Source organism: Pseudomonas sp. GL_117, assembly GCF_057835125.1.
Map to the genome: position 1 here is coordinate 4,760,536 of NZ_CM174418.1, position 22,092 is coordinate 4,782,627.

Annotated in this window: 25 protein-coding genes and 1 pseudogene; 14 read left to right on the forward strand and 12 right to left on the reverse strand. The window is 60.3% G+C overall.

What is annotated here, in order from left to right; all coding sequences use genetic code 11:
* The first annotated feature begins 55 nt into the window (after nucleotides 1–55).
* A complete protein-coding gene (locus tag AC3ISR_RS21595; protein ID WP_463984280.1) occupies nucleotides 56–1,672 on the forward strand; it encodes an inorganic phosphate transporter in 1,617 nt (538 codons plus the stop codon).
* Nucleotides 1,673–1,721: 49 nt separating this feature from the next.
* Here the strand turns inward: AC3ISR_RS21595 and AC3ISR_RS21600 are convergent, their stop codons facing one another.
* Nucleotides 1,722–2,618 (reverse strand): LysR family transcriptional regulator, encoded by an 897-nt coding sequence (locus AC3ISR_RS21600; RefSeq protein WP_192301051.1) that lies wholly within the window; start codon nucleotides 2,616–2,618, stop codon nucleotides 1,722–1,724.
* Between the two features lie 106 nt (nucleotides 2,619–2,724).
* On the opposite strand from AC3ISR_RS21600, the gene AC3ISR_RS21605 reads away from it, so the two are divergent.
* A complete protein-coding gene (locus AC3ISR_RS21605) occupies nucleotides 2,725–3,483 on the forward strand; it encodes an SDR family NAD(P)-dependent oxidoreductase (RefSeq protein WP_192301050.1) in 759 nt (252 codons plus the stop codon).
* Here the strand turns inward: AC3ISR_RS21605 and AC3ISR_RS21610 are convergent.
* Entirely contained in the window at nucleotides 3,382–3,894 is a 513-nt protein-coding gene (locus AC3ISR_RS21610; protein ID WP_463984279.1) for a multidrug/biocide efflux PACE transporter, read from the reverse strand. The genes AC3ISR_RS21605 and AC3ISR_RS21610 overlap by 102 nt on opposite strands.
* An 87-nt stretch (nucleotides 3,895–3,981) precedes the next feature.
* Between AC3ISR_RS21610 and AC3ISR_RS21615 the strand changes: the two genes are divergently transcribed.
* The gene (locus AC3ISR_RS21615) at nucleotides 3,982–4,836 is read left to right on the forward strand and encodes a LysR family transcriptional regulator (RefSeq protein WP_192301048.1); all 855 of its coding nucleotides are present in this window, start codon (nucleotides 3,982–3,984) and stop codon (nucleotides 4,834–4,836) included.
* A gap of 301 nt (nucleotides 4,837–5,137) precedes the next feature.
* Here AC3ISR_RS21615 and AC3ISR_RS21620 read toward each other — a convergent pair whose 3' ends face one another.
* On the reverse strand, nucleotides 5,138–5,617 hold the full coding sequence (locus tag AC3ISR_RS21620) for an SRPBCC family protein (protein ID WP_463984278.1): 480 nt from the start codon (nucleotides 5,615–5,617) through the stop codon (nucleotides 5,138–5,140).
* 157 nt (nucleotides 5,618–5,774) lie between these two features.
* On the opposite strand from AC3ISR_RS21620, the gene AC3ISR_RS21625 reads away from it, so the two are divergent.
* Nucleotides 5,775–6,284 carry a GNAT family N-acetyltransferase gene (locus AC3ISR_RS21625; RefSeq protein WP_192301046.1) on the forward strand — a complete coding sequence of 170 codons (510 nt, stop codon included), beginning with the start codon at nucleotides 5,775–5,777 and terminating at the stop codon, nucleotides 6,282–6,284.
* Nucleotides 6,285–6,385: 101 nt separating this feature from the next.
* Here the strand turns inward: AC3ISR_RS21625 and AC3ISR_RS21630 are convergent, their stop codons facing one another.
* Complete coding sequence (locus AC3ISR_RS21630; RefSeq protein WP_192301045.1) at nucleotides 6,386–6,865, reverse strand: GyrI-like domain-containing protein; 480 nt, start codon at nucleotides 6,863–6,865, stop codon at nucleotides 6,386–6,388.
* A 196-nt stretch (nucleotides 6,866–7,061) separates the two neighbouring features.
* Between AC3ISR_RS21630 and alaC the strand changes: the two genes are divergently transcribed.
* Nucleotides 7,062–8,273 (forward strand): alanine transaminase, encoded by a 1,212-nt coding sequence (gene alaC, locus AC3ISR_RS21635; RefSeq protein WP_192301044.1) that lies wholly within the window; start codon nucleotides 7,062–7,064, stop codon nucleotides 8,271–8,273.
* A 160-nt stretch (nucleotides 8,274–8,433) separates the two neighbouring features.
* On the opposite strand, the gene AC3ISR_RS21640 is transcribed toward alaC, so the two are convergent.
* Nucleotides 8,434–9,786 (reverse strand): GntP family permease, encoded by a 1,353-nt coding sequence (locus AC3ISR_RS21640; protein ID WP_192301043.1) that lies wholly within the window; start codon nucleotides 9,784–9,786, stop codon nucleotides 8,434–8,436.
* An 84-nt stretch (nucleotides 9,787–9,870) separates the two neighbouring features.
* Complete coding sequence (locus AC3ISR_RS21645; protein WP_192301042.1) at nucleotides 9,871–10,404, reverse strand: gluconokinase; 534 nt, start codon at nucleotides 10,402–10,404, stop codon at nucleotides 9,871–9,873.
* A 213-nt stretch (nucleotides 10,405–10,617) separates the two neighbouring features.
* Between AC3ISR_RS21645 and gntR the strand changes: the two genes are divergently transcribed.
* The 5 genes from gntR to AC3ISR_RS21670 all read left to right on the forward strand — a co-directional run bounded on the left by gntR (nucleotide 10,618) and on the right by AC3ISR_RS21670 (nucleotide 14,661).
* Complete coding sequence (gene gntR / locus AC3ISR_RS21650) at nucleotides 10,618–11,649, forward strand: HTH-type transcriptional regulator GntR (protein ID WP_192301070.1); 1,032 nt, start codon at nucleotides 10,618–10,620, stop codon at nucleotides 11,647–11,649.
* Between the two features lie 353 nt (nucleotides 11,650–12,002).
* On the forward strand, nucleotides 12,003–12,419 hold the full coding sequence (locus AC3ISR_RS21655; RefSeq protein WP_489324425.1) for a hypothetical protein: 417 nt from the start codon (nucleotides 12,003–12,005) through the stop codon (nucleotides 12,417–12,419).
* Nucleotides 12,420–12,742: 323 nt separating this feature from the next.
* Nucleotides 12,743–13,375, forward strand: coding sequence for a glutathione S-transferase family protein (locus tag AC3ISR_RS21660; protein WP_192301040.1), 633 nt, complete (start codon nucleotides 12,743–12,745; stop codon nucleotides 13,373–13,375).
* A 221-nt stretch (nucleotides 13,376–13,596) separates the two neighbouring features.
* Nucleotides 13,597–14,016, forward strand: a complete 420-nt coding sequence (locus AC3ISR_RS21665) for a hypothetical protein (RefSeq protein WP_192301039.1) — start codon at nucleotides 13,597–13,599, stop codon at nucleotides 14,014–14,016.
* 156 nt (nucleotides 14,017–14,172) lie between these two features.
* Entirely contained in the window at nucleotides 14,173–14,661 is a 489-nt protein-coding gene (locus tag AC3ISR_RS21670; RefSeq protein WP_192301038.1) for a hypothetical protein, read from the forward strand.
* Nucleotides 14,662–14,806: 145 nt separating this feature from the next.
* On the opposite strand, the gene AC3ISR_RS21675 is transcribed toward AC3ISR_RS21670, so the two are convergent.
* From AC3ISR_RS21675 to AC3ISR_RS21685, 3 genes and pseudogenes are all read right to left on the reverse strand, one after another.
* Complete coding sequence (locus AC3ISR_RS21675) at nucleotides 14,807–15,379, reverse strand: methyl-accepting chemotaxis protein (protein ID WP_489324853.1); 573 nt, start codon at nucleotides 15,377–15,379, stop codon at nucleotides 14,807–14,809.
* A pseudogene (locus tag AC3ISR_RS21680) lies at nucleotides 15,353–16,171 on the reverse strand (PAS domain-containing protein); the annotation flags it as partial. The gene AC3ISR_RS21675 and the pseudogene AC3ISR_RS21680, both read right to left, overlap by 27 nt.
* A 123-nt stretch (nucleotides 16,172–16,294) precedes the next feature.
* The gene (locus AC3ISR_RS21685; RefSeq protein WP_192301036.1) at nucleotides 16,295–17,164 is read right to left on the reverse strand and encodes a LysR family transcriptional regulator; all 870 of its coding nucleotides are present in this window, start codon (nucleotides 17,162–17,164) and stop codon (nucleotides 16,295–16,297) included.
* A 96-nt stretch (nucleotides 17,165–17,260) separates the two neighbouring features.
* Between AC3ISR_RS21685 and gstA the strand changes: the two genes are divergently transcribed.
* The 3 genes from gstA to AC3ISR_RS21700 all read left to right on the forward strand — a co-directional run bounded on the left by gstA (nucleotide 17,261) and on the right by AC3ISR_RS21700 (nucleotide 19,455).
* Complete coding sequence (gstA, locus tag AC3ISR_RS21690; protein ID WP_489324426.1) at nucleotides 17,261–17,863, forward strand: glutathione transferase GstA; 603 nt, start codon at nucleotides 17,261–17,263, stop codon at nucleotides 17,861–17,863.
* 275 nt (nucleotides 17,864–18,138) lie between these two features.
* Nucleotides 18,139–18,576, forward strand: a complete 438-nt coding sequence (locus AC3ISR_RS21695) for a GNAT family N-acetyltransferase (protein ID WP_192301034.1) — start codon at nucleotides 18,139–18,141, stop codon at nucleotides 18,574–18,576.
* 60 nt (nucleotides 18,577–18,636) lie between these two features.
* A complete protein-coding gene (locus AC3ISR_RS21700) occupies nucleotides 18,637–19,455 on the forward strand; it encodes a class I SAM-dependent methyltransferase (RefSeq protein ID WP_305391422.1) in 819 nt (272 codons plus the stop codon).
* 137 nt (nucleotides 19,456–19,592) lie between these two features.
* Here AC3ISR_RS21700 and def read toward each other — a convergent pair whose 3' ends face one another.
* The 3 genes from def to AC3ISR_RS21715 form a co-directional block, all read right to left on the reverse strand.
* The gene (gene def, locus AC3ISR_RS21705; RefSeq protein ID WP_226456213.1) at nucleotides 19,593–20,132 is read right to left on the reverse strand and encodes a peptide deformylase; all 540 of its coding nucleotides are present in this window, start codon (nucleotides 20,130–20,132) and stop codon (nucleotides 19,593–19,595) included.
* Between the two features lie 3 nt (nucleotides 20,133–20,135).
* The gene (locus tag AC3ISR_RS21710) at nucleotides 20,136–21,080 is read right to left on the reverse strand and encodes a YihY/virulence factor BrkB family protein (protein WP_192301031.1); all 945 of its coding nucleotides are present in this window, start codon (nucleotides 21,078–21,080) and stop codon (nucleotides 20,136–20,138) included.
* Between the two features lie 168 nt (nucleotides 21,081–21,248).
* Nucleotides 21,249–21,434, reverse strand: a complete 186-nt coding sequence (locus AC3ISR_RS21715; protein ID WP_192301030.1) for a CsbD family protein — start codon at nucleotides 21,432–21,434, stop codon at nucleotides 21,249–21,251.
* Between the two features lie 199 nt (nucleotides 21,435–21,633).
* On the opposite strand from AC3ISR_RS21715, the gene AC3ISR_RS21720 reads away from it, so the two are divergent.
* A complete protein-coding gene (locus AC3ISR_RS21720; protein WP_010208214.1) occupies nucleotides 21,634–22,011 on the forward strand; it encodes a hypothetical protein in 378 nt (125 codons plus the stop codon).
* The last annotated feature ends 81 nt before the right edge of the window (nucleotides 22,012–22,092 follow it).

Here is a 22,092-nt window from a genome sequence, read left to right on the forward strand (position 1 = left end):
TGTAACATTCTGCAATGATCATGGGCAGCATCCCTCTCACACTGGATGCTCCGGCATGGCCACCCCTTCCCTGACTGCCTCCACGCACGCCTCCCCCGCGGCCCCCAAACCCCGGCTGGACAAGAAGCCCAACCTGCTCACGGTGATCATTTTCTTCGCCGTGCTCGCCATGGGCCTGCTGTTCACCGCCTACAGCCTGATGCACGACATGCACGAACTGGGCACGGTGGTCACCACCTGGACCCCCTTCCTGCTGCTCGGCGTGGCGCTGTTGATCGCCCTGGGCTTCGAGTTCGTCAACGGCTTCCACGACACCGCCAACGCGGTGGCGACGGTGATCTACACCAACTCGCTGCCGCCGCATTTTGCGGTGGTGTGGTCGGGCTTTTTCAACTTCCTCGGCGTGCTGCTCTCCAGCGGTGCCGTGGCGTTCGGCATCATTGCCCTGCTGCCGGTGGAGCTGATTTTGCAGGTCGGCTCGTCGGCCGGTTTCGCGATGATCTTCGCCCTGCTGATCGCCGCGATCCTGTGGAACCTGGGCACCTGGTGGCTGGGTTTGCCGGCCTCGTCGTCCCACACCCTGATCGGCTCGATCATCGGCGTCGGCGTGGCGAATGCCTTGATGCACGGGCGTGACGGCACCAGCGGAGTGGATTGGGCCCAGGCCACCAAGATCGGTTACGCGCTGCTGCTGTCGCCGCTGATCGGCTTTGGCTTTGCCGCCCTGCTGTTGCTGGCGCTGCGCGCGTTTGTGAAGAACCGCTCGCTGTACAAGGCGCCGAAAGGCGACACCCCACCGCCTTGGTGGATTCGCGGCATGCTGATCGCCACCTGCACCGGCGTGTCGTTCGCCCACGGCTCCAACGATGGGCAAAAAGGCATGGGCCTGATCATGCTGATCCTGGTGGGCACGTTGCCGATGGCCTACGCGCTGAACCGCACCATGCCCGCCGAGCAATCCTTGCAATTTGCCGCCGTGGCCGAAGTGACCCAAGTGGCGCTGGCGAAAAGCGCGCCGCAGGCATTGCCGGGCAACCCACGGCCGATTCTGTCGGCGTACGTCAGTACCAAGGAAGTCACTCCGCAACTGATCCCGGCCCTCGCCGCCCTCGCCGGGCAGATCGGCGAGCAGGTCAAAGGCTACGGTTCCCTGGCCAAGGTCCCCGCCGAAGCGGTGGGCAACGTGCGTAACGACATGTACCTGACCAGCGAAACCATTCGCTTGATGGACAAGGGCAAGGTCGGCAATTTCGACGCCGATACCCAAAGCAAGCTGCAACTGTTCAAGCAACAGATCGACAACTCCACGCGCTTTATCCCGCTGTGGGTGAAGATCGCCGTGGCCATCGCCCTCGGCCTGGGCACCATGGTCGGCTGGAAACGCATTGTGGTGACGGTGGGCGAGAAGATCGGCAAGACCCACATGACCTATGCCCAAGGGGCTTCGGCGGAAACCGTGGCGATGCTGACCATCGGCGCGGCGGATATGTTTGGCTTGCCGGTGTCGACCACCCATGTGCTGTCGTCCGGTGTGGCGGGAACCATGGTGGCCAATGGCGGCGGGTTGCAGATGAAGACCATCCGCAATCTGTTGATGGCGTGGGTGTTGACGTTGCCGGCGGCGATTGTGTTGTCGGGCAGCCTCTACTGGCTATTCACCAAACTCTTCTGAACCGGCAGAGGGTAAACATGTGGGAGGGGCAAGCCACCTCCCACATTTGCTACAACTGCGACTGTAAAAGAGTGGCCAACCAATCCATGAATACCCGCACTCGCTGCGGCAAGTGCCGCTGACCGGCGTACAGCAACGACACATCCAACGGCGGCGCCGGGTAGTCGGGCAACACCGCCACCAGTTCCCCACTGGCCAGCAACTCGCGAATCCCCAGGGCCGGCACCTGGGTAATCCCAAACCCGCCCAGGCACGCCACACGGTACGCGTCGGTGCTGTTGACCGTGACCCGCCCGGCCATGGGAATGCGCTGCACCTTGTTGCCCTGTTGGTACTCGAACCCCGCCGAACGTGAGCCCAACGGGCGCACATAATGCACCAGGTGATGATGCGCGAGGTCGGCCAGCGTCTGGGGCACGCCATACCGTTGCAAGTACGCCGCGCTGGCGCAGTTGATCATCGGCAGGCGGCACAGCAGCCGCGCGACGACGGTCTGGTCCGGCTGCGCGCCGACGCGCAGTACGCAATCGAAGCCTTCGGCGAGCAGGTCGACCTGGCGGTCGGTGCTGCTGATTTCCAGCTCGATCAACGGGTGCGCATCCATGAATTCGGGCAGGCGCGGCAGGATCAATTCCCGTGCCATCACGTTGGGCATGTCCACGCGAATGCGCCCGCTCAATTGCGCTTCATCCTGGCGGAACAGCCCTTCCAGCTCGTCCATGTGCGCCAGCAAGTCCTTGCTGCGCTCATACAACACGCGACCGTCCTGGGTCGCCTGGACCTTGCGCGTGGTGCGCTGCAGCAGGCGCGTGCCGAGCAGTTCTTCCAGCGCCTGCACATGCTCGGACACGGTGGAGCGCGGCAGCCCCAGGCTCTCGCCCGCGCCGGTAAAACTCGACAGTTCGGTAACGCGCACAAAGGTGCGCAACAGCTCAAGTTTGTTCATGGGATTGTTCGCTTTATCCGGCCAGTGATTCCGGTATAGCGCTGTTTATCACGTAATGAGCGGACAAATACACTCAATCCCACTGACCACCCGAGAGGATTGCACCATGACCCGTAAAATCGCATTGATCACCGGCGCCAGCCGTGGCCTGGGCAAAAGCACCGCGCTGCACCTGGCAGCACAAGGCGTCGACATCATCGGCACCTACCACAGTGCTGCCGCCGAAGCCCAGGCGGTGGCCGAGCAGATCCAGGCGCTGGGCGGCCGTGCCGCGATGCTGCAACTGGATGTGGGCCAAAGCGCGACCTTCAATGATTTTGTTGGCGACGTCGGCACTTTGCTCAAGGATGTTTTCGCACAGGAGCGCTTCGATTTTCTGATCAATAACGCTGGCATCGGCGCCCATGCCAGCTTTGCCGAGACCACCGAGGCGCAGTTCGACCAACTGCTGGCGATCCAATTCAAAGGTCCATTTTTCCTGACCCAGAAGCTGCTGCCGCTGATCCGCGACGGTGGTCGCATTCTCAATATTTCCAGCGGCCTGGCGCGCTTCAGCCTACCGGGTTATGCCGCGTATGCCGCGATGAAAGGCGCAATGGAAGTGCTCACGCGCTATCAGGCCAAGGAGTTGGGCGGTCGCGGCATCAGCGTGAACATCCTTGCACCGGGTGCCATCGAGACCGATTTCGGCGGCGGCGCCGTGCGTGACAACGCCGCATTGAACACGATGGTCGCCAACAATACCGCCCTGGGCCGCGCCGGTTTACCGGACGATATTGGCGGGGCCATTTCCCTCTTGCTGGCCGACGGCAGCCACTGGATCACCGGGCAGCGCATCGAGGCCTCGGGCGGCATGTTTCTGTAGGAACTTGTCACGCAGCACGTCATAGACCCAGTGATAGACATAGGTGTACGGCAGGAAGAACAGCAGTACACCGATGTCGAGGATAAACGCGTCCATCAAGCTGATGTTCAGCCACGCCGCGATCAACGGCACACACACCAGGATCAGCCCGCCTTCGAACATCAGCGCATGCAGCACCCGCGTGCCGCTGTTGTTGGCCAGTTGCAGACGCGCCTTGAGGCGGTCGAACAGGCTGTTGAAAATGATGTTCCAGGTCAGCGCCAGCAGGCTGATCCCCAGCGTGACAGCGCCCATCTCCAACGCCGGCCGGCCGGTGATCCACACCAGCAACGGGGTGCAGATCAACAAGGCCAGGCCTTCAAAGCCGAGGGCTTGGCCCACACGTTCAGTCATCGATTTGGTAGGGGTCATGGCCCGGCTCCGTGAGTGAAGAGGTTGCCATCATTACCCCCTGTGCCGATACTTCATAACCAATAACCATCGATCAAGGCGATAGTCATGGCCTCACATGAAGTGCTCCAGGCGTTTGTCCAGGCGGCGACCCAGGGCTCGTTTTCGGCGGCGGCGCGCAAGCTGGGCAAGAGCCAATCCACAGTCAGCGCGGCGGTGGCGAGTCTGGAGATCGACCTGGACGTGGTGCTGTTTGATCGCAGCAGCCGCAAGCCGACGCTGACCCCGGCCGGGCATGTGTTGCTGCAACGCGCCGAACAGGTGCTGGAAGCCAGCAGCCGCCTGGAATTGGCGGCGAGCCAGTTGTCCCAGGGCCTGGAGCCGAAGCTGACGATTGCGATGTCCGACACCTACCAGTCCGACCGCTTTGAAGTGGCCCTCAGTGCGTTTGAACAGCGTTATCCGGACCTTGAACTGGAATGCTTGATCGCCGAGTGCGAAGACTTGATCGCCCTGGTACAGAGCGGCCGGGCGCAGATCGCGTTTATCGAACAACAGGAGACTTACCCGCCCGACCTCACCGGCGCGCCAGTGCAAGAGCGCACGGAAATCGCCCTGTTTGCCGCGCCCGAACATCCGCTGGCCAGGCTGAAAAGCATCCCCGTCGACACCCTGCGCCAACACCGCGAACTGCGCCTGGCGAGTATCATCAACCCGACTGAAACCCGTGCCAGCGGGCGGGTGTGGTCGGCGCCCAGTTACTTGATGTTGATGGAGATGGCCCAGCTCGGCTTTGGCTGGGCACCGCTGCCGCGCTGGCTGGTGGAGCGTTTTGACGGCGGCCGCCTGGTGGAGCTCAAGGCCCGCAGTTGGCCGCGGTCGGTGGCGGTGGATGCCCTGTGGTCCCGCCACCACCCGCCGGGGCCGGCGGGGAGCTGGTTACTGGGCAAGATGTTGGAGTGATGCCCGAATATGCTGGGCGCAACAATGCAGAGCAGATGTGTCGAGCTTTAGCGAGGCTGCGAAGGCGGCGGCACTGTTGGTGGAGGTGTTGGCTGAACCGCCGCTTTCGCGGGCAAGCCCGCTCCCACAGGTGATCGGTGTTGATGGGCAGTAGGCGCTCGGCTGGAGATCGCCCAGGCACTGCCAATTCCCTGTGGGAGTTGTCGAGCTTTGGCGAGGCTGCGAAGGCGGCGGTACTGCTGGCGGATATGCTGCCCCTCACCCATAGAATCTCCCACAGTGTTGATTGCCTACCGCCTGGTCAATCGCGCATGCCGGTTGTGACCAGCGTCACCAAGCGATCCAGGCTCTGGCCCCAGCCGTCATGAAAGCCCATCGCTTCATGCGCCTGTTTATCCTCAGCACTCCAATGCATCGCCCGCGCGGTATAGAGCGTCTTGTTGCCTTCGACCTCCTGCAACGTCACTTCTGCGGTCATGAACGCCTTGCCCGAGGGGATCCACCCCGGCCTGAACGCATCGGTAAACACCAGCCGCCGGGGCGCGACGATTTCCAGGAACACGCCCTCGGTCGGGTATTCGCTGCCGTCCGGCGCGCGCATCAGGGTGCGAAACAGCCCACCGACCCACAGGTTCATTTCGCATTCGGGGGTGGTCATGCCGTGGGGGCCCCACCATTGTTGCAGCAGCGCCTGCTCGGTCCAGGCGCGGAACACTCGGCTGCGGGGCGCGTCGATCACACGGCTGATGGACAACTCAAATTCGGCAGGTTGGGTAGACATGGAATAAACCTCCTGAGTCTTATGTTTGTTGTGTTCAGAGAGTCAACGGTGCACGGCATTCACTATAGTTCGCAGCGCCGGGAGGTGGCACTCGACCAGACCGGCGCCAAACCCGCTAGAATCCGCGCCTCTTTGTAGTATTTGGGATGCAGCCCCGATGGAAACCCGCCTCGTCCCCTATGAGACGTTGAGCATGTTGCAAAAACAGCAGCTCGACAGCCTGCAAGTGCACCCCGAACAGCTGCCGTTTTGCGGCGACATCTACTGCGCGCTGAACAGCCTGCGGGTCAACCCCAACCCTGGCATCAAAGGCTTCGCCCTCCTCGCAGACGACCAGCCCGTGGCTTTCCTGCTGCTCAAACGCCCGCCGTGCCTGCCCCATTGGGCCGACGAGCACAGCGCCACGCTGCATGCGCTGCAAGTCGATCGTGGCCAACAAGGGCGCGGGTTCGGCAAGGCGTGCTTGCAGGCGCTGCCCGCTGCGGCGTTGCTGGCGTGGCCGCAGATCAAGGGGATCGAGTTGTCGGTGGACACCGAAAATGTGGCGGCAATGGGCTTGTATCTTGGAGCTGGATGGGTGGATTGCGGGGAGGCGTACAAGGCGCGGGCGGGGTATGAGCGCAGGTTGAAATGCGCCATTGCCGAGTCAACGACGCTAGACCTGTAGCGAGGGCGCTTGCTCCCGTTGGGGCACGAAGCGTCCCCCAGCGAGGGGCCTGCTGCGCAGTCCAGCGCCAGCAGGCGCCCTCGCCACAGAGATCGATGGGTTTACTTGGGCTCCACCGGCAGCCAGACCTCCACCGTCCCCGTGCCCTTCGTCACATCAAAATCCGCGCTGTAACGCTCGAAATCCGGCCCCGCCACCTTGAAGCCCGAGTGCGGCAACCACTCGAACATGATGCGTTCATAGGTCTGCTCCAGCGCCTGTACCGGCCCGTAATGCGGGAACACGGCGTAGCGATGGGCCGGGATTTCAACGGTTTCGAAGTTACCGGGCACATCGCTTTTACGCGGCACTTCAACCCCGGCCATGTAGTCGAACTCGCCGTGGTTGGGGTTATGGCACACCCCGTAAGTCACGCCGCCGACGCGTTGCTTGATGTCTTTGATGCAGGTGTCGAACAACTCCCACAATTTGGGAATATCACCCACGGTGGCCTTCGAATAACGCCCTTGTACACCGGCGATCACCAGGGCTTTACCCTCTTCCATGCGTGGCTCTAACGGTTGTGTTGTCTGCTGATCCATTGGAACAGTCTCCTTCTTATAGGGGAACAAACCCGCATCGAGTATAGGGCTATATCGACGCTGCACTCCAAGCAGAAAATTTTCCTACGCATCTGGACAACTGGCCATCATCGACCGTATTGTCTGCCCCGCAGGCCACCGCAGTGGCCAACGTCGCTCGGACGGTTCCGGGCGCTTACGTACTCTCGAGGCAACAATGGCCGACCAAGGTTCGCCGCGCCGCTTTGCGCGCATAGATCGACTCCCCCCTTACGTTTTCAATATCACTGCCGAGCTGAAGATGGCTGCGCGTCGGCGCGGCGAAGACATCATCGACTTGAGCATGGGCAACCCCGACGGCCCCACGCCGCCGCACATTGTCGAGAAACTCGTACAAGTGGCCCAGCGTGAAGACACCCACGGCTACTCCACCTCCAAAGGCATTCCGCGTCTGCGCCGGGCGATTTCGCGCTGGTACAAGGACCGTTATGAAGTGGACATCGACCCCGAGTCGGAAGCCATCGTGACCATCGGTTCCAAGGAAGGCCTGGCGCACTTGATGCTGGCCACCCTGGACCAGGGCGACACCGTGCTGGTGCCCAACCCCAGCTACCCGATCCACATCTACGGTGCCGTGATTGCCGGCGCCCAGGTGCGCTCGGTACCGCTGGTGCCTGGCGTGGACTTCTTCGCCGAGCTGGAACGGGCGATTCGCGGCTCGATCCCCAAGCCAAAGATGATGATCCTGGGCTTTCCGTCCAACCCCACCGCGCAGTGCGTGGAGCTGGACTTCTTCGAGCGCGTGATCGCTCTGGCCAAGCAATATGACGTGCTGGTAATCCACGACCTGGCCTACGCCGACATCGTCTACGACGGCTGGAAAGCCCCGTCGATCATGCAAGTGCCCGGTGCCAAGGACATTGCGGTGGAGTTCTTCACCCTGTCCAAGAGCTACAACATGGCCGGCTGGCGCATCGGTTTCATGGTGGGTAACCCGGAACTGGTCAACGCCCTGGCGCGCATCAAGAGCTACCACGACTACGGCACCTTCACCCCGCTGCAAGTGGCGGCGATTGCCGCGCTGGAAGGCGACCAACAGTGCGTGAAGGACATTGCCGAGCAGTATCGCCAGCGCCGCAACGTGCTGGTCAAGGGCCTGCATGAACTGGGCTGGATGGTGGAAAATCCGAAGGCGTCGATGTACGTCTGGGCGAAAATTCCCGAGGCGTACGCCGAAATGGGCTCGCTGGAATTTGCCAAGAAGCTGCTGCTGGAGGCGAAGGTGTGTGTGTCGCCGGGCATCGGCTTTGGTGAGTATGGCGACGATCATGTGCGCTTTGCGCTGATCGAGAACCAGGACCGGATACGGCAGGCGGTGCGGGGGATTCGCGGGATGTTCAGGGCTGATGGCCTAGGCCCTAAAGCCTGACCCGATCAACCTGTAGGAATATGGTCAAAACTGTGGGAGCGGGCTTGCTCGCGAATGCGGTGGATCAGTTAATGTATTGGGTGACTGATCCACCGCATTCGCGAGCAAGCCCGCTCACACATTTGGGTTGGGTTTGAACCCTACCTTTGTGGTGTACCTGTTACACCACCAGCGACAACAGCATGATGAAGATCAGCGCGACCACAGACAGAATCGTCTCCATCGCCGTCCACGTCTTGAACGTTTCCGCCACGGTCATGTTGAAGTACTGCTTCACCAGCCAGAAGCCCGCATCGTTGACGTGCGACAGGATCAACGACCCCGCCCCCGTCGCCAGCACCAGCAGCTCGCGGTTAACCCCTGGAATCATGCCCACCACCGGCACCACGATGCCCGCGCCAGTAATGGTCGCCACGGTCGCCGAACCGGTCGCCACGCGGATCACCGCCGCCACCAGCCACGCCAGCAGGATCGGGTTGATCTGTGCGTTCACCGCCATATGGCCGATCACATCGCCCACACCACTGGTCACCAGCATCTGCTTGAAGCCACCACCGGCACCGATGATCAGGATGATCGCGGCGGTCGGCGCAAGGCTGGCGTCGAGCAATTTGAGGATCTGCTTGGAGTGGATGCCCTGGCGATGGCCAAAGGTGTACAGCGACAGCAACAATGCCAGCAACAGGGCGGAGATCGGGTGACCGATCATGTCCATCCAGTTGCGCACGATATGGCCGTCCGGCAGACCGATGTCGGCAAAGGTTTTCAGCAGCATCAGGAACACCGGCAGCAGCACGGTGATCAGGGTGATGCTGAAGCTCGGCAGCGACTTGTGTTGCGACTCGCGGGCCAGTTGATCGACCAGTTCCTGGGACGGATTGCCCGGGATGTACTTGGCGATAAACGTACCGAAGATCGGGCCGGCAATGATGGCGGTCGGCAGTGCCACGATCAGGCCGTACAGGATGGTCTTGCCGATGTCCGCGCCAAACACGCCGATGGCCAGCAGCGGGCCCGGGTGCGGTGGCACCAGGCCGTGCACCGCCGAGAGGCCGGCGAGCAGCGGGATGCCGATCTTGATCAGCGACACGCCGGTGCGGCGCGCGACGATGAATACCAGCGGGATCAGCAGTACAAAACCGATCTCGAAGAACAGCGGGATGCCCACCAGGAACGCGGCGAACATCATGGCCCACTGGACCTTTTCCTTGCCGAAGGCACGGATCAGGGTCTGGGCGATCTGATCGGCACCGCCGGATTCAGCCATCATCTTGCCGAGCATCGTACCCAGCGCGAGGATAATGCCGACAAAGCCGAGCACACCGCCGAAGCCGTCCTGGAACGCCTTGATGATCTTGTCCACGGGCATGCCCGAGGTCAGGCCGAGGAAGCCGGCCGCGATGATCAGTGCAATGAACGGATGAACCTTGAACTTGGTGATCAGAACGATCAACCCGATGATAGTGACCACTGCATCTAGCAGCAGGTAGGACTCGTGGGACATGCCAAACATGGGGGGTCTCTCCTGTTTGTTGTTGTTATTAAAGCGGGTGTTGAATTTCCTGCCGTAGATAGCGCTATCTTTTCCGGCAAAAAATCACTTGGAAGGTTCGAAGCCGTGTTGCAGCCACCAGGCATGGGTCTGCTCGGCCAATTGCTCGACGCTGTCGACGCTGGCGTTGAGGGCCAGGGTCAGCGGCTCGCCCACGGGCGATTCAAGGGTGGCGAACTGGCTGTCGATCAGGCTTGCCGGCATGAAATGGCCGGGTCGATGGGACACGCGGTCGGACGCCACTTCACGGCTCAACTCCAGAAACACGAAACCCAGGCCCGGCGCGGCTTCGCGCAGGTGGTCGCGGTATTTCTTCTTGAGGGCCGAGCAGGTGAGCACCGGGTGTTCGCCGGCTTTTAGCGAACGGCGCAGTTCATCGCAAAGGATGTCGAGCCAGCCGGCGCGGTCGTCGTCGTTGAGGGGGTGGCCGGCGCTCATCTTTTCGATGTTGGCGGCAGGGTGGAAGCTGTCGCCTTCGATGGCGGTAGCGCCGTTCAGACGGCACACGGCTTCGCTGACGCTGGTCTTGCCACAGCCAGCAACACCCATGATGACCAGGGCAGTAACAGGTTGACTCATGAAACACCTCAGGACGCAGATAGCGCTACCTTTGCACGCTGTAAGGCTAGTGCAAAAACAGGCTTTTCCCGCGCCGTCTTGTCTTTTTTTATGGAGTGACGCGTGCATCCGCTCCAAGCGTTTGAACAGGATCAGGCAACCCTTTGTTCAAGAATTTGCAGCCTTTTGGAGACAGCGCTACCTTAGTGCCTCGATTTTTGTTTGGCAAGCCGCCTGATGACCTCCAAGAACGATAAAAAATTGCGCACCACGGGTCGCCCGACCCTCAACGAAGTCGCCCGCCTCGCTGGCGTCAGCCCGATTACCGCCTCCCGCGCCCTGCGCGGCATCAGCACCGTAGCGACAGAGCTGGTCGAAAAAGTCCAGCACGCCGCTGCCGAGTTGAATTACGTGGTCAACCCCGCCGCCCGCGCCCTGGCTTCGGCCCAGAGCCATTCGGTGGTGGTGATCGTGCCGTCGCTGTCCAACCTGCTGTTTATCGAAACCCTCGAAGCCATCCACCAAGTGCTGCGGCCCAAGGGTTTTGAAGTGCTGATCGGCAACTCCCACTATTCGCGCGATGAAGAAGAAAACCTGCTGCGCAACTACATGGCCTACCAGCCACGGGGTTTGCTGCTGACCGGCTTCGACCGGACCGAGAGCGCCCGACGGATGGTCGAGAGCAGCAATGTTCCCTGCGTCTACATGATGGACCTGGACCCCAACGCCGGCGTGAACTGCGTAGGCTTCTCGCAACTGGCAGCCGGTGAAACGGCGGCGGCGCACCTGCTGGCCCGTGGGCGCAAGCGCCTGGCGTATATCGGCGCGCAACTGGACCAACGCACCCTGCTGCGTGGCGAAGGTTTCCGCCGGGCGCTGCAACAGGCCGGCCTGTACGACCCGGCACTGGAAGTGCTGACGCCACGCCCGTCCTCCGTGGGCCTGGGAGGCGAACTGTTCCTGCAGTTGCTGGCCGCCCATCCCGATGTGGACGCGATCTTCTTCGGCAATGACGACCTGGCCCAGGGCGCGCTGCTCGAAGCCCTGCGCCACGGCATTAAGGTGCCGGAACGCGTGGCGGTGCTGGGTTTCAACGACTTGCCGTCGTCATCGTTCATGGTGCCGCGCCTGAGCAGCATCAGCACGCCGCGTGAAGCAATTGGTCGGCGTTCAGCAGAGCATCTGTTGACGATCATGGCGGGCAACAAGGTGGCCAAGCCGGTGGTGGATATGGGCTTTGAGTTGCAGGTGCGCGAAAGTACCTGACGCTCAAAAGCCGAGCACACTAAACCTGTGGGAGGGTACTTGGCGCCGATTGCTGAGTAGCCACCACTGCACCCGATAATTGACCCACCGCTGAGTGCACCTTCGGCTGCGCTGGTGCGGCTTGCATCAACCACTCAATTCATTTCCAAGCACTAAAAGCGACACGTCGAAACTTGCAATAGCGAAATAAAAAACACCACCCCCCACTCGAATATAAAAACCTTAAACCATACGTCAACAGATACGTGGCTACCACTGTCAAGTATGACAGTAGACACACCACTCTCGCCGCCCATACTCGACCCATCTCCAAATAGAGATACACCGCATAAAAAACGCGAGAGGAATCCACCATGAACCCCACACCCAACAAAAACCCTAAGTTCACAGGTTACTTTAGGGTAACTGAATCGCCCTTCGGCGCTTATCACGCTACAGATTTTTATTTCTTGGCCAATGGGGTCATGATCGTGGCGGGGTTAGTATCATCTCCATCTGGCGATAGGATCCTGATTGAATTCAACGTCGCACTTGTGGATGGTACGTCTAAGGGAGACTTCCAAGTGACCGATTTCGATGGCAGGCCCTGGGCCTTTGGCCTTTATAACCCCAGCAATGGCAGTGGTGAGTTCTATAACGCAGACACTGGTACTTTCGAGATGACTTACATCGAAAAAATATCGCACCTAACGGGAAAATCCAACTTCATATCAAACCGCGACGGGGCTAATGAAAAGTTTGCAATCGAGTTCAATATTACGCAAAGATAGAAACACAACCACCTTTTCAACAAAGATTTTATCAGATGAGAATACCGACACTCAGCTTATCAAGCACGTCGCAACTTCGCTGCATTATATAACTGCTCGCAATAAGACGTGGCCTACGACAGGCCACGCCTTGCCGAAATCATCGCGCCAGTTCCATCGATGCACTCCGAATTAACAGACTGCATGAGAACATCCATCGCGAGCAGATCCGTCAACAATAGTTGAAGGATCTGGGTTCCAGTGAGAAAGAAATAGACAGTGCGCACTCGCCGTCGCTGCTGTCCACTGCTAGATTGGCTGCTCTCCACCGCAAGGAAAGCACCATGGGACATTCTCTGAAAATCTTGGGCCGCACTTCCTCCATCAACGTGCGCAAAGTGCTGTGGACCTGCCAGGAACTCGGCATCGACTACAAGCGCGAAGACTGGGGCATCGGCTACACCCCCACCCAATCCCCCAAGTTCCTCGCCCTGAACCCCAACGCCCAGGTGCCCGTGCTGATCGACGATCACGGTGTGCTGTGGGAATCCAACACCATCTGCCGTTACCTCGTGGGCCTCTACGAACGCCATGACCTGCTGCCCGCCGAACCCGCGCCACGGGCGCGCGTCGAGCAATGGATGGATTGGCAAGCCACCGAACTCAACCCGTCCTGGGGCTACGCGTTCCATGCACTGGTACGCCAGCACCCCGATTACCAGGACCCGCAGCGCATCCAGGCCGGTGTGCAAGCCTGGAACAGCAAGATGGGCCTGCTCGAACAACAGTTGCTCAAGACCGGTGCCTACGTGGCTGGCGATGAGTTCACCCTGGCCGACATCCTCGTCGGCCTGTCGGTGCACCGCTGGCGCAACGCGCCGCTGGAGCATCCGCGCTACCCGGCCGTCGAGGCGTATTACCAACGCCTCAGCCAACGGCCGGGCTTCCAGGCGTTTGCCCTCGACGGGCATAACTGAGCGAAGGACAGCACCGGGAAAGGGCTTTTCGAGACGCTCGAAACGCTGGATCGCCCATGGCATTTGACTGACGAGGTCCTTGCAGACCCGTGGGGTACCCTTCGTCAGCCAGATGAAACAACTGTCAGTTCTGACAGTAGACCCCGCCTTTTTACGACGCTTTACTGCTGAGCCCGCTAGTCCATATCGGGCAGCGGCGGCGTCAAAAAAAGGAGAGGAACATGACACAAAGCACCCCTAACGCCTCTGAGGGTTGGCTGAATTCCACTGCCTTCGAAGGCGAGATCAACACCACCGATGTCAGCTATCGCCAATCGCCCACGGGAACCAGAGGCGTCACGCTGAGTGGCCTGCAACCAACCCAGAACAATAGCTTTACCGGCATCCAGATCGACTTCCCCGGTAACGTAGTTCCAGGCCCTATTCCAGTACCGCAACCGTTTCCAGACACTGTCCGGGTGAGCTACTTTCGCCAGACAAGCAGCGGCCAACGAACCTCTTATCCGGCAAAAAGTGGCATGCTCAATCTGACCACTTACGACCAGACCAAGGGCTGCGCATCGGGTACATTCGACGTAGTGGCGCAAGTTGATGGCACCGACCATTCGTTCAAAGGAGACTTTGACATTCGCACCGTATGAAGAAGGCAAGATCTGGCAGCGCTGCGGCAAAAATTGGCCCGTACCCGCCATTTTTTGCCGCTTTCATTGGCCAGCCGCCACGTTGATAGGCACTTCATCATCGGCACGCTATTTGCTCTACCTGTGGCACACGAACATTTCCCCAGGTGACCGATCATGCTGGTTAACAACAACACCCAAGCTGTGACGACCCTCCAGCAGCTCAAGCGCTCCGATATGGACCCCGCCAACGCCGCCGCCAGCGCGCTGTACAGCGGTGCGGTGCAAGCGGCGCAGCAGAGCATTACCGTGCCGGCCGCGCAGAGGGAACTGGACAAGGCCGCCGACCGTATCGACGAAGCCTTCGCCAAGACCCGCGTGCAGTTGCAGGCGGCAACCACGGATGTTCCAGCGGTCAATGCCACGTCGGCGGCACGTTCGGAATTCACCGATTACATGAGCAAGACTCCGGCCGAGCGTATCCGTGAACAATTGCTCAAGGAACAGGGTTTGACCGAAGCGGATGTGCAGAACATGACGCAGGAAAAGCAGGACGCGATTTCCAAGCAAGTGGCCGAGCGCTTGAAGCAGCAGCAAGAGCAGCAGGTTGCCGCCAAGGCCACTGACCCGGCTCAAAGCGTAAAAGAAACCCTCGCCGCAATCTAAAACGCAACCCGTAGTGAGCGGGCTTGCCCGCGCCGGGCGGCGAAGCCACCCCAAACAGATCGCCGCGGTGGATCAGGAAGACCGAGGTGCCTGGATTTGGGGCGGCTGCGCCGCCCAGCGCGGGCAAGCCCGCTCACTACGGGTGTTATTGCAGTTGCAGGGTCGAATTGAACTGACTGATCGCATCCACCACGTGCCGTGACCCTTCCTGAATTTCCAGGATCACCTGCCCTGCCTCATTCGCCAGTTCCACACCCAGCCCCGTGCGGCTCAGGCTCGATTGCATGCTCGACACCGCGCTCAGCGAAAGGTCGTGGTTCTTGCGTACAACGTCGACAATCTCCACCGTCGCCTGGCTGGTGCGCCCCGCGAGGCTGCGCACTTCATCGGCCACCACCGCAAAGCCGCGCCCATGCTGACCTGCCCGTGCGGCTTCAATGGCGGCATTGAGCGCGAGCATGTTGGTCTGCTCGGCAATGCTGCGGATGGTCTGCACGATGGCGCCGATGATGTCCGACTGCTTGCTCACCGCGTCGATACTCACGGCGGCCTGGTTCAAGTCCTGGGAAATTTCTTCGATGATCTGCACGGTTTGCTGCACCACCTCCGAACCTTTGCGCGCGCAGGCGTCGTTTTGTACCGATGTGGCGTGGGCCGAATCGGCAGCGTTGCGTAGGGTCGAGACCTGGTCGGTGATGTCGCTGGCGAACTTCACCACTTTGTACAGGCGCCCATTGGTGTCGAAGATCGGGTTGTAGGACGCTTCCAGAAACAGCGTCTTGCCGTATTTGCTTTTGCGTTCAAAGCGGTGAGAGTGATATTCGCCGCGGTTCAGCGAGGCCCAGAACGCCTTATAGGCGGGCGATTCGACCTCGCTGCGGTGGCAGAACATGCTGTGATGCTGGCCGATGATTTCGTCCAAGGAGTACTGCACAGTGCGCAGGAAGTTGTCGTTGGCGTTGAGGATCTGCCCTTGCGGGGTAAACTCGATCACCGCCATGGAGCGGCCGATGGCATCGATCAGGCTCTGGTTTTCGTGTTCATGGTGGACCCGCGCGGAAATGTCCGACGCCACCTTGATGACACTCTGTACCTGATTGTCACTGTCCAGCACCGGCATGTAGCTGGCTTCAAGCCAGACCTCCTCACCGTGCTTGTTCAAGCGCATGAAGGTGCCACTGATGGCCTCCCCCCGCGCCAGGTCGCGCCAGAGCTTGGCGTAGGGCTCGGTTTGGGTGTAGGCCTCGTCGCAAAAAATCCGGTGATGCTTGCCGCGAATTTCCTCGGCGCTGTAACCCATGGTTTTGCAGAAGTTGTCGTTGGCATCCAGGATCACTCCATTGCGATCGAACTCGATCATCGCCATCGAACGGCTGATGGCGGCGAGTTTGGCGTTGGCTTCGGTCAGGGCGCAGGAGAAACGTTCGATTTCGCGCAGATCGGCTTTGTGATGGCGGTTGAACATGGTCAGATCACCCTTGAGTCCCGGCGCCTGGAAGGCGCATTCCATTCATCAGTTGGATACTGCTGGCACGCTTTTCATGGGGAACAAACCATCCGAAACGCTATATATGCCAAGTGTCATCATCGGTTTTGGATGAGCATAGACAGGGCTCGGCGCTACGCAAGGCCACTAGTCAGCCAGCGTTTTCAACAACGCGCGGGCAGCGACGGAGGGCGGGCAGGTTTGCGAGGCCACCAAAGAGAACTCACGGTGCAGGGGCACGGCCAGTGGCATCACCCGCAGGCCCTGGCGCTGGACAGGCAGTGTCACTTCGGGCACCAGGGTCACGCCGATGCCATCACGCACCAGGCTGAAGGCGCTGCTCCATTCGCGCACTTGCACGCGAATATCAGCCAAAGTCAGCCCCGCCTCGGCGGCCAGGCTGCGGGCATTGGCAGTGCAGCCGCCAGTGGCCAGTACAAACGGCTGTTGCAACAACTCCTCCAGCGTCAGCGTGGCATCCGCCGGACGCTGGGCCAGCGCATGCGCCTGCGGCAACACCGCCAGCCAGTTGTCGCGCCCCAACACCGTGGCATTGCGCTCCGGCTTGGGGTTGAGCACCACGCCCAGATCGATCAGGCCGGCGTCGAGCAAGGTGTTCACTTCGTTGTCGGTGACTTCCAGGGTGGTGACGTCGATGCCTGGGTACAGTTGAGCGAAACGCTGCAACAGCGGCGTCAGAAACGTCGCCAGCACCATGGGGAAACTGGCGATGCGAAGACTTCCACGCAACATCGGCCTGGCTTCGTCGACGGTGCTGCGAATCGCCTGCAAGGCGCCGAGCATCACCCGCGCCTGCTCGATCACACTCAGGCCCAGGGCGGTGGGCAAGGTCTGGCGCGGCGCGCGGGTAAACAGTTGCGCCCCCAGGGTCGACTCCATGCCTGCCATGGCCTGGCTGGCGGCGGACTGGGTCATGCCCACGTGCTCGGCGGCGGCGGTGATGCTGCCGTGGTCGGCAACGGCCACCAGCAGGCGCCAGTGCATCAGGTTCATCATGGCAGTAGCTGTCCTTATGGCAGGGCTCTGAAGGTTTAATTTTACGCACGGTGTCATGCCCGCGAGACTGGCGCAAATCCAACGGAGCTGCCCTCGATGAAACTGTATTACTTCCCTCACGCCTGTTCCCTCGCCCCACACATCGTGCTGCGGGAGTTGGCGCTGCCATTTGAGTTGGTGAAGGTGGATAACCAGGCAAAAACCACGGCCAACGGTGAGGACTTCCTACAGATCAACCCCAAGGGCTACGTGGCGGCACTGCAACTGGACAACGGCCAAGTGTTGACCGAAGCCAGCGCGATCCTGCCATACCTGGCAGACCTGAAACCCGCCGCCGGACTGGCCCCGGCCAATGGCAGCTGGGAGCGGGTGCGCTTGCAGGAATGGCTGAATTTTATTGCCACCGAGATCCATGGCGGGCTGGCGGTGTTCTTCAACGGCGCGATCCAGGGCGAAGTGCGGGCGATGTTCCAGGCCACACTGTTCAAGCGCTTTGCGATTCTGGTGCAGACGTTGGAGCGCCAGGACTATCTGCTGGGTTCGCAGTATTCGGTGGCGGACGCTTATCTGTTCGTGGTGCTGCGCTGGGCGGCGTTCCACGCTATTGATCTGCGCGAATGGCCGGCGCTGCAGGCGTTTGAACAAAGGGTCGGGCAGCGGCCGGCAGTGATTGCGGCACTGGCGGCAGAAGCTCAATGAGCTGAAATGGGATGAGCATGTGGGAGCCAGGCAGCTCCCACATCAGGCTTGAAACTCAATGGCCGAACAAACCACCCTCGGATTTCTTGGCTTTCTTGTCGGCGCGTTTTTCATCGGCGGTTTTTGCCGGTTTTTTCTTCGCGGCTTTCTTTGAATCCATACCTTTGGCCATGATGCGTACTCCACTGTCAGGGAACGTAACACTGGGTATACCACCTATTGCCCGACAGAAGGCGCTTATAATCGCGCCCCCTTCATCACGTCGTCTGAACACCATGCCCGAGTTGACCATCGATCTACTGGCAGAACCCCTGTGGCCGCTGCTGAACAAGTTCTATCGCAGCCACAATTGCTCGATGAAAGCGCTCAAGGGCGGGCGTTTGTGGGTCGCACGCGACGGCGAGATTGTCGCGGGCCTGTGCCTCACGCCGGTGGTGGGCGGGCAGTGGTTGACCGGGGTGTTTGTAGACCCGGCCTATCGCGGCCGGGGGTTGGCGGCAACCCTGATTCTGCAGGCGGTGGCCGCGTGCGAAGGCACCGTATGGCTGCTGTGCCATCCGGACCTGGAAGGGTTGTATCAACGCATGGGATTCACTCAGGACACACTGCTACCGCAATCCCTCAGCGAACGTCTGGTGCGCTACAAACGCAACAAGCCGATGATCGCCATGGGCTTAGAACCGTTAGTGAGGTTGACCTCGGATAATGTGTGATCCGTGGGTACAAGGCCCATGCTAGCCTCGGCGACACAGTGGCCCCCTCACAGGATGATCATGAAAACGACGCTTGCAGCTTTCTGCCTCACCGCCCTCCTCGTCCCGCCCCTCAGCCAGGCCGCCGACGCGCCGATCAGCGCCAAGCAGTACCAAAGCGTACTCGCCGGCAGCTGGCGTGACCCGGCCAACAGCGCCCGCGACGGTTATCGCCATCCACAACAGACCCTGGAATTCTTTGGCCTGGGCGCCAAACAGAGCGTGATCGAAATCACCCCGGGCGGCGGTTGGTACAGCGAGCTGCTGGCACCGCTGCTCAAGGACCACGGGCATTACATCGCTGCCGTACAGGCCGCGAGCAGCAGCGCCTACGCGCGTACGTCCGAAGAGAACCTGAAGAAGAAATTCGCCGCAGACCCGACGCGGTATGGCAAGGCCGAAGTCGTCGAGTTCGATCCCAAGGCGCCGGTGTTCGGCAAGCCGGGCTCGGCGGATGCGGTGCTGACCTTTCGCAATGTGCATAACTGGGTGTTGGCGGGCACCGCCGACGCGACCTTCAGCGCGTTTTACAAGGTGCTCAAGCCCGGTGGCGTACTGGGCGTGGAAGATCACCGGGCCAAGGACGGAGCAGACCTGGAAGCAATCAAGGACAGCGGCTACCTGACCACCGCCCAGGTGGTGAAACTGGCCACCGATGCCGGGTTCAAGCTGGCGGCGCAGAGTGAAGTGAACGCCAACCCCAAGGACACCAAGGATTATCCGGCGGGGGTGTGGACATTGCCGCCGACGTTGAAGTTGGGCGAACAGGACAAGGCCAGGTATGTGGCAATTGGCGAGTCGGATCGGCTGACGTTGCGGTTCGTCAAGCCAGCCAAATAAACCTATTTGAAGTGCATTCCAACTGTGGGAGCGGGCTTGCTCGCGAATGCGGTGTACCAGTCACCTGATATGTCGACTGAAACACCGCATTCGCGAGCAAGCCCGCTCCCACAGTTTTGCCTCATTGGGCTTGAAAGCTAATCGTCAGCCGTGGGGTCCATGTCGGGGAACATCACTTCGATAAATCCGAACTTGCTGAAATCGGTAATCCGCGAAGGGTACAACCGGCCGATCAAGTGGTCGCATTCATGCTGCACCACCCGCGCATGGAACCCGTCGGCAACCCGTACGATCGGCTCGCCCTTGGGGTCGAAACCCTCGTAGCGAATCTGCTGGTAACGGTTCACCGCACCACGCAAGCCAGGCACGGACAGGCAGCCTTCATACCCCTCCTCCAACACCGGACTGAGCGGCGTGATCAACGGGTTGATCAGGATGGTCTGCGGCACCGGCGGCGCGTCCGGGTAGCGTTCGCTGGCCTCGAAACCAAAGATCACCAGTTGCAGGTCAACGCCGATCTGCGGGGCGGCCAGGCCGACACCACCGACGTGCTCCATGGTCTGGAACATGTCGTCGATCAATTGCCACAGCTCGGGGCTGTCGAACATCTCCGGCGGCACCGGTGGCGCGATACGCAGCAGGCGCTCGTCGCCCATTTTCAGGATTTCACGGATCATCGATCAGACTTCATCAGTAGTGGGCTTGGAATGGTCCCGGCCGAGGCCGGAGACATGCTGTTTTTCATGGGCTGGCTCGTCGAAATCCTTCGCGCCAGGCTCCTTGCCTTGAGCCGACATGTGTTCGATCACGGCATTCATCTCTGCCCCCAGCAGCAGCACGGCGGCGGAAATGTAGAAATACAGGAGCAGCACGATGATCGCACCGATGCTGCCGTACATGGCGTTGTAATCGGCAAACGTCTTGACGTAGTAGCCAAAGCCCAGGGACGCGACAATCCACACTACCACCGCCAATACCGAGCCTGGGGTGATGAAGCGGAATTTCTGTTTTACGTCGGGCATCACGTAGTACATGAGGGCCACGGCGAACATCAGCAGGATCACGATCAGCGGCCAGCGCAGGATGGTCCACAGGGTGACCACGAACTCCTGCATGCCGATCTGCCCCGCCACCCATTCCATCACTTGTGGGCCGAGCACCATCAGCGCCGCAGCGGCCAGCAGCATGCCGGCAATGCCGACGGTGTAGAAAATCGACAGCGGAAAACGCTTCCAGATCGGCCGGCCTTCGACCACGTCGTAGGCGGCGTTCATTGCGCTCATCATCAGGCGCACACCCGCCGAAGCGGTCCACAGCGCAATCACGATACCCACCGACAGCAGCCCACCCTTGGATTGCTGCAGCTGGTCGATCACCGGGTTGACCTGCTCCAGGGCTTGGGGCGGCAATACCAGCTCCGACTGCAGGCGCAGCCAGGTGAAGAAATCGGGCAGGTGCAGGAAACCAATCAGGGCGATGAGAAACAGCAGGAAGGGAAACAGCGAAAACAGCATCTGGTAGGCCAGCGCCGAGGCGTAGGTGGACATCTCATCATCGACGAACTCTTTGACGGTGCGCACCAACACTTTATGTAGCTTGAGGCCATCAAGGACCGGAAAAATCATAGCGTCTCCTTTCGCCGCAAAAAGTGAGTTCAAGGGCGACTCAGGGGCCGTTTTCTACATCAAGGTAGCTTATTTGGCGACCTTGAAACAATTTCGAAACTTTAACCGCATCCGCTGACAAAAAAACGGCCATCCGTGGATGGCCGCTCCGACTGCTCAAGTGCTGCCTTATTTGACGGCTTTCTTGACCGCGTCCTTGGTGTCACCAATGGCCTTTTCAACCTGGCCTTTCTTTTCCTGCACCACGCCTTCAGCGCGCAGCTTGTCGTTTCCGGTAACTTTGCCGATGCCTTGCTTGATGTTGCCGACGGCTTCGTCTTTCAAACCTTTTGCCTTATCCGCTGTGCTGCCCATGGTATTTCTCCAGAAGAACAATCAAGGGTTTTGGTCATTACGTAGAAATTGACCCGGGGCTGTCCGGCAGAGTTTCAATTATTTTCCATGGACATTTCATCGCCGGGCGCAGGTTTGGCTTTATGTTTTGTGGCCAACCCACGAGAATGCCCGGCACATTCAGGCTATAACGCTGAATAACAGATCCCGTAGGAAGGTTATGAAACTCAATAAAGCACAGGCCATCGCCCGCAGAAACACCGAACTGGGCGGTGCCGTACTCGGCGTCAACAACTGCCACTTCACCGACCTGGACCGCAAACGCAACATCTGGTGGTTCGATCTGCCGGTGGGCCGTATTGCGGTGGGCCAGTACGAGTGGATTCACCTGTTGATGCACAACGCCGAGACCGACCAGTTGCTGCACCTGAAGGTGCCGACGGCGTTTTTGCGCGAACACATCGAAGGCCTGGTGGTGCGCAATGCGGGCAAGCGCAAGCCGGAGATCACCCTGGAGCTGAGCGCAGATAAGGATTCGTTCTTGAAGGACGTGCGGCCAGCGGGTGCAGGCGTCGGCTTCGCCCAGTTCGCCCTGTAAAAACCGGATCAAAAACGGTGGAAGCTGGCTTGCCTGCTCCCACATTGGATTGCGTTCCAATCCAGCCCGGGAAATCAGCAG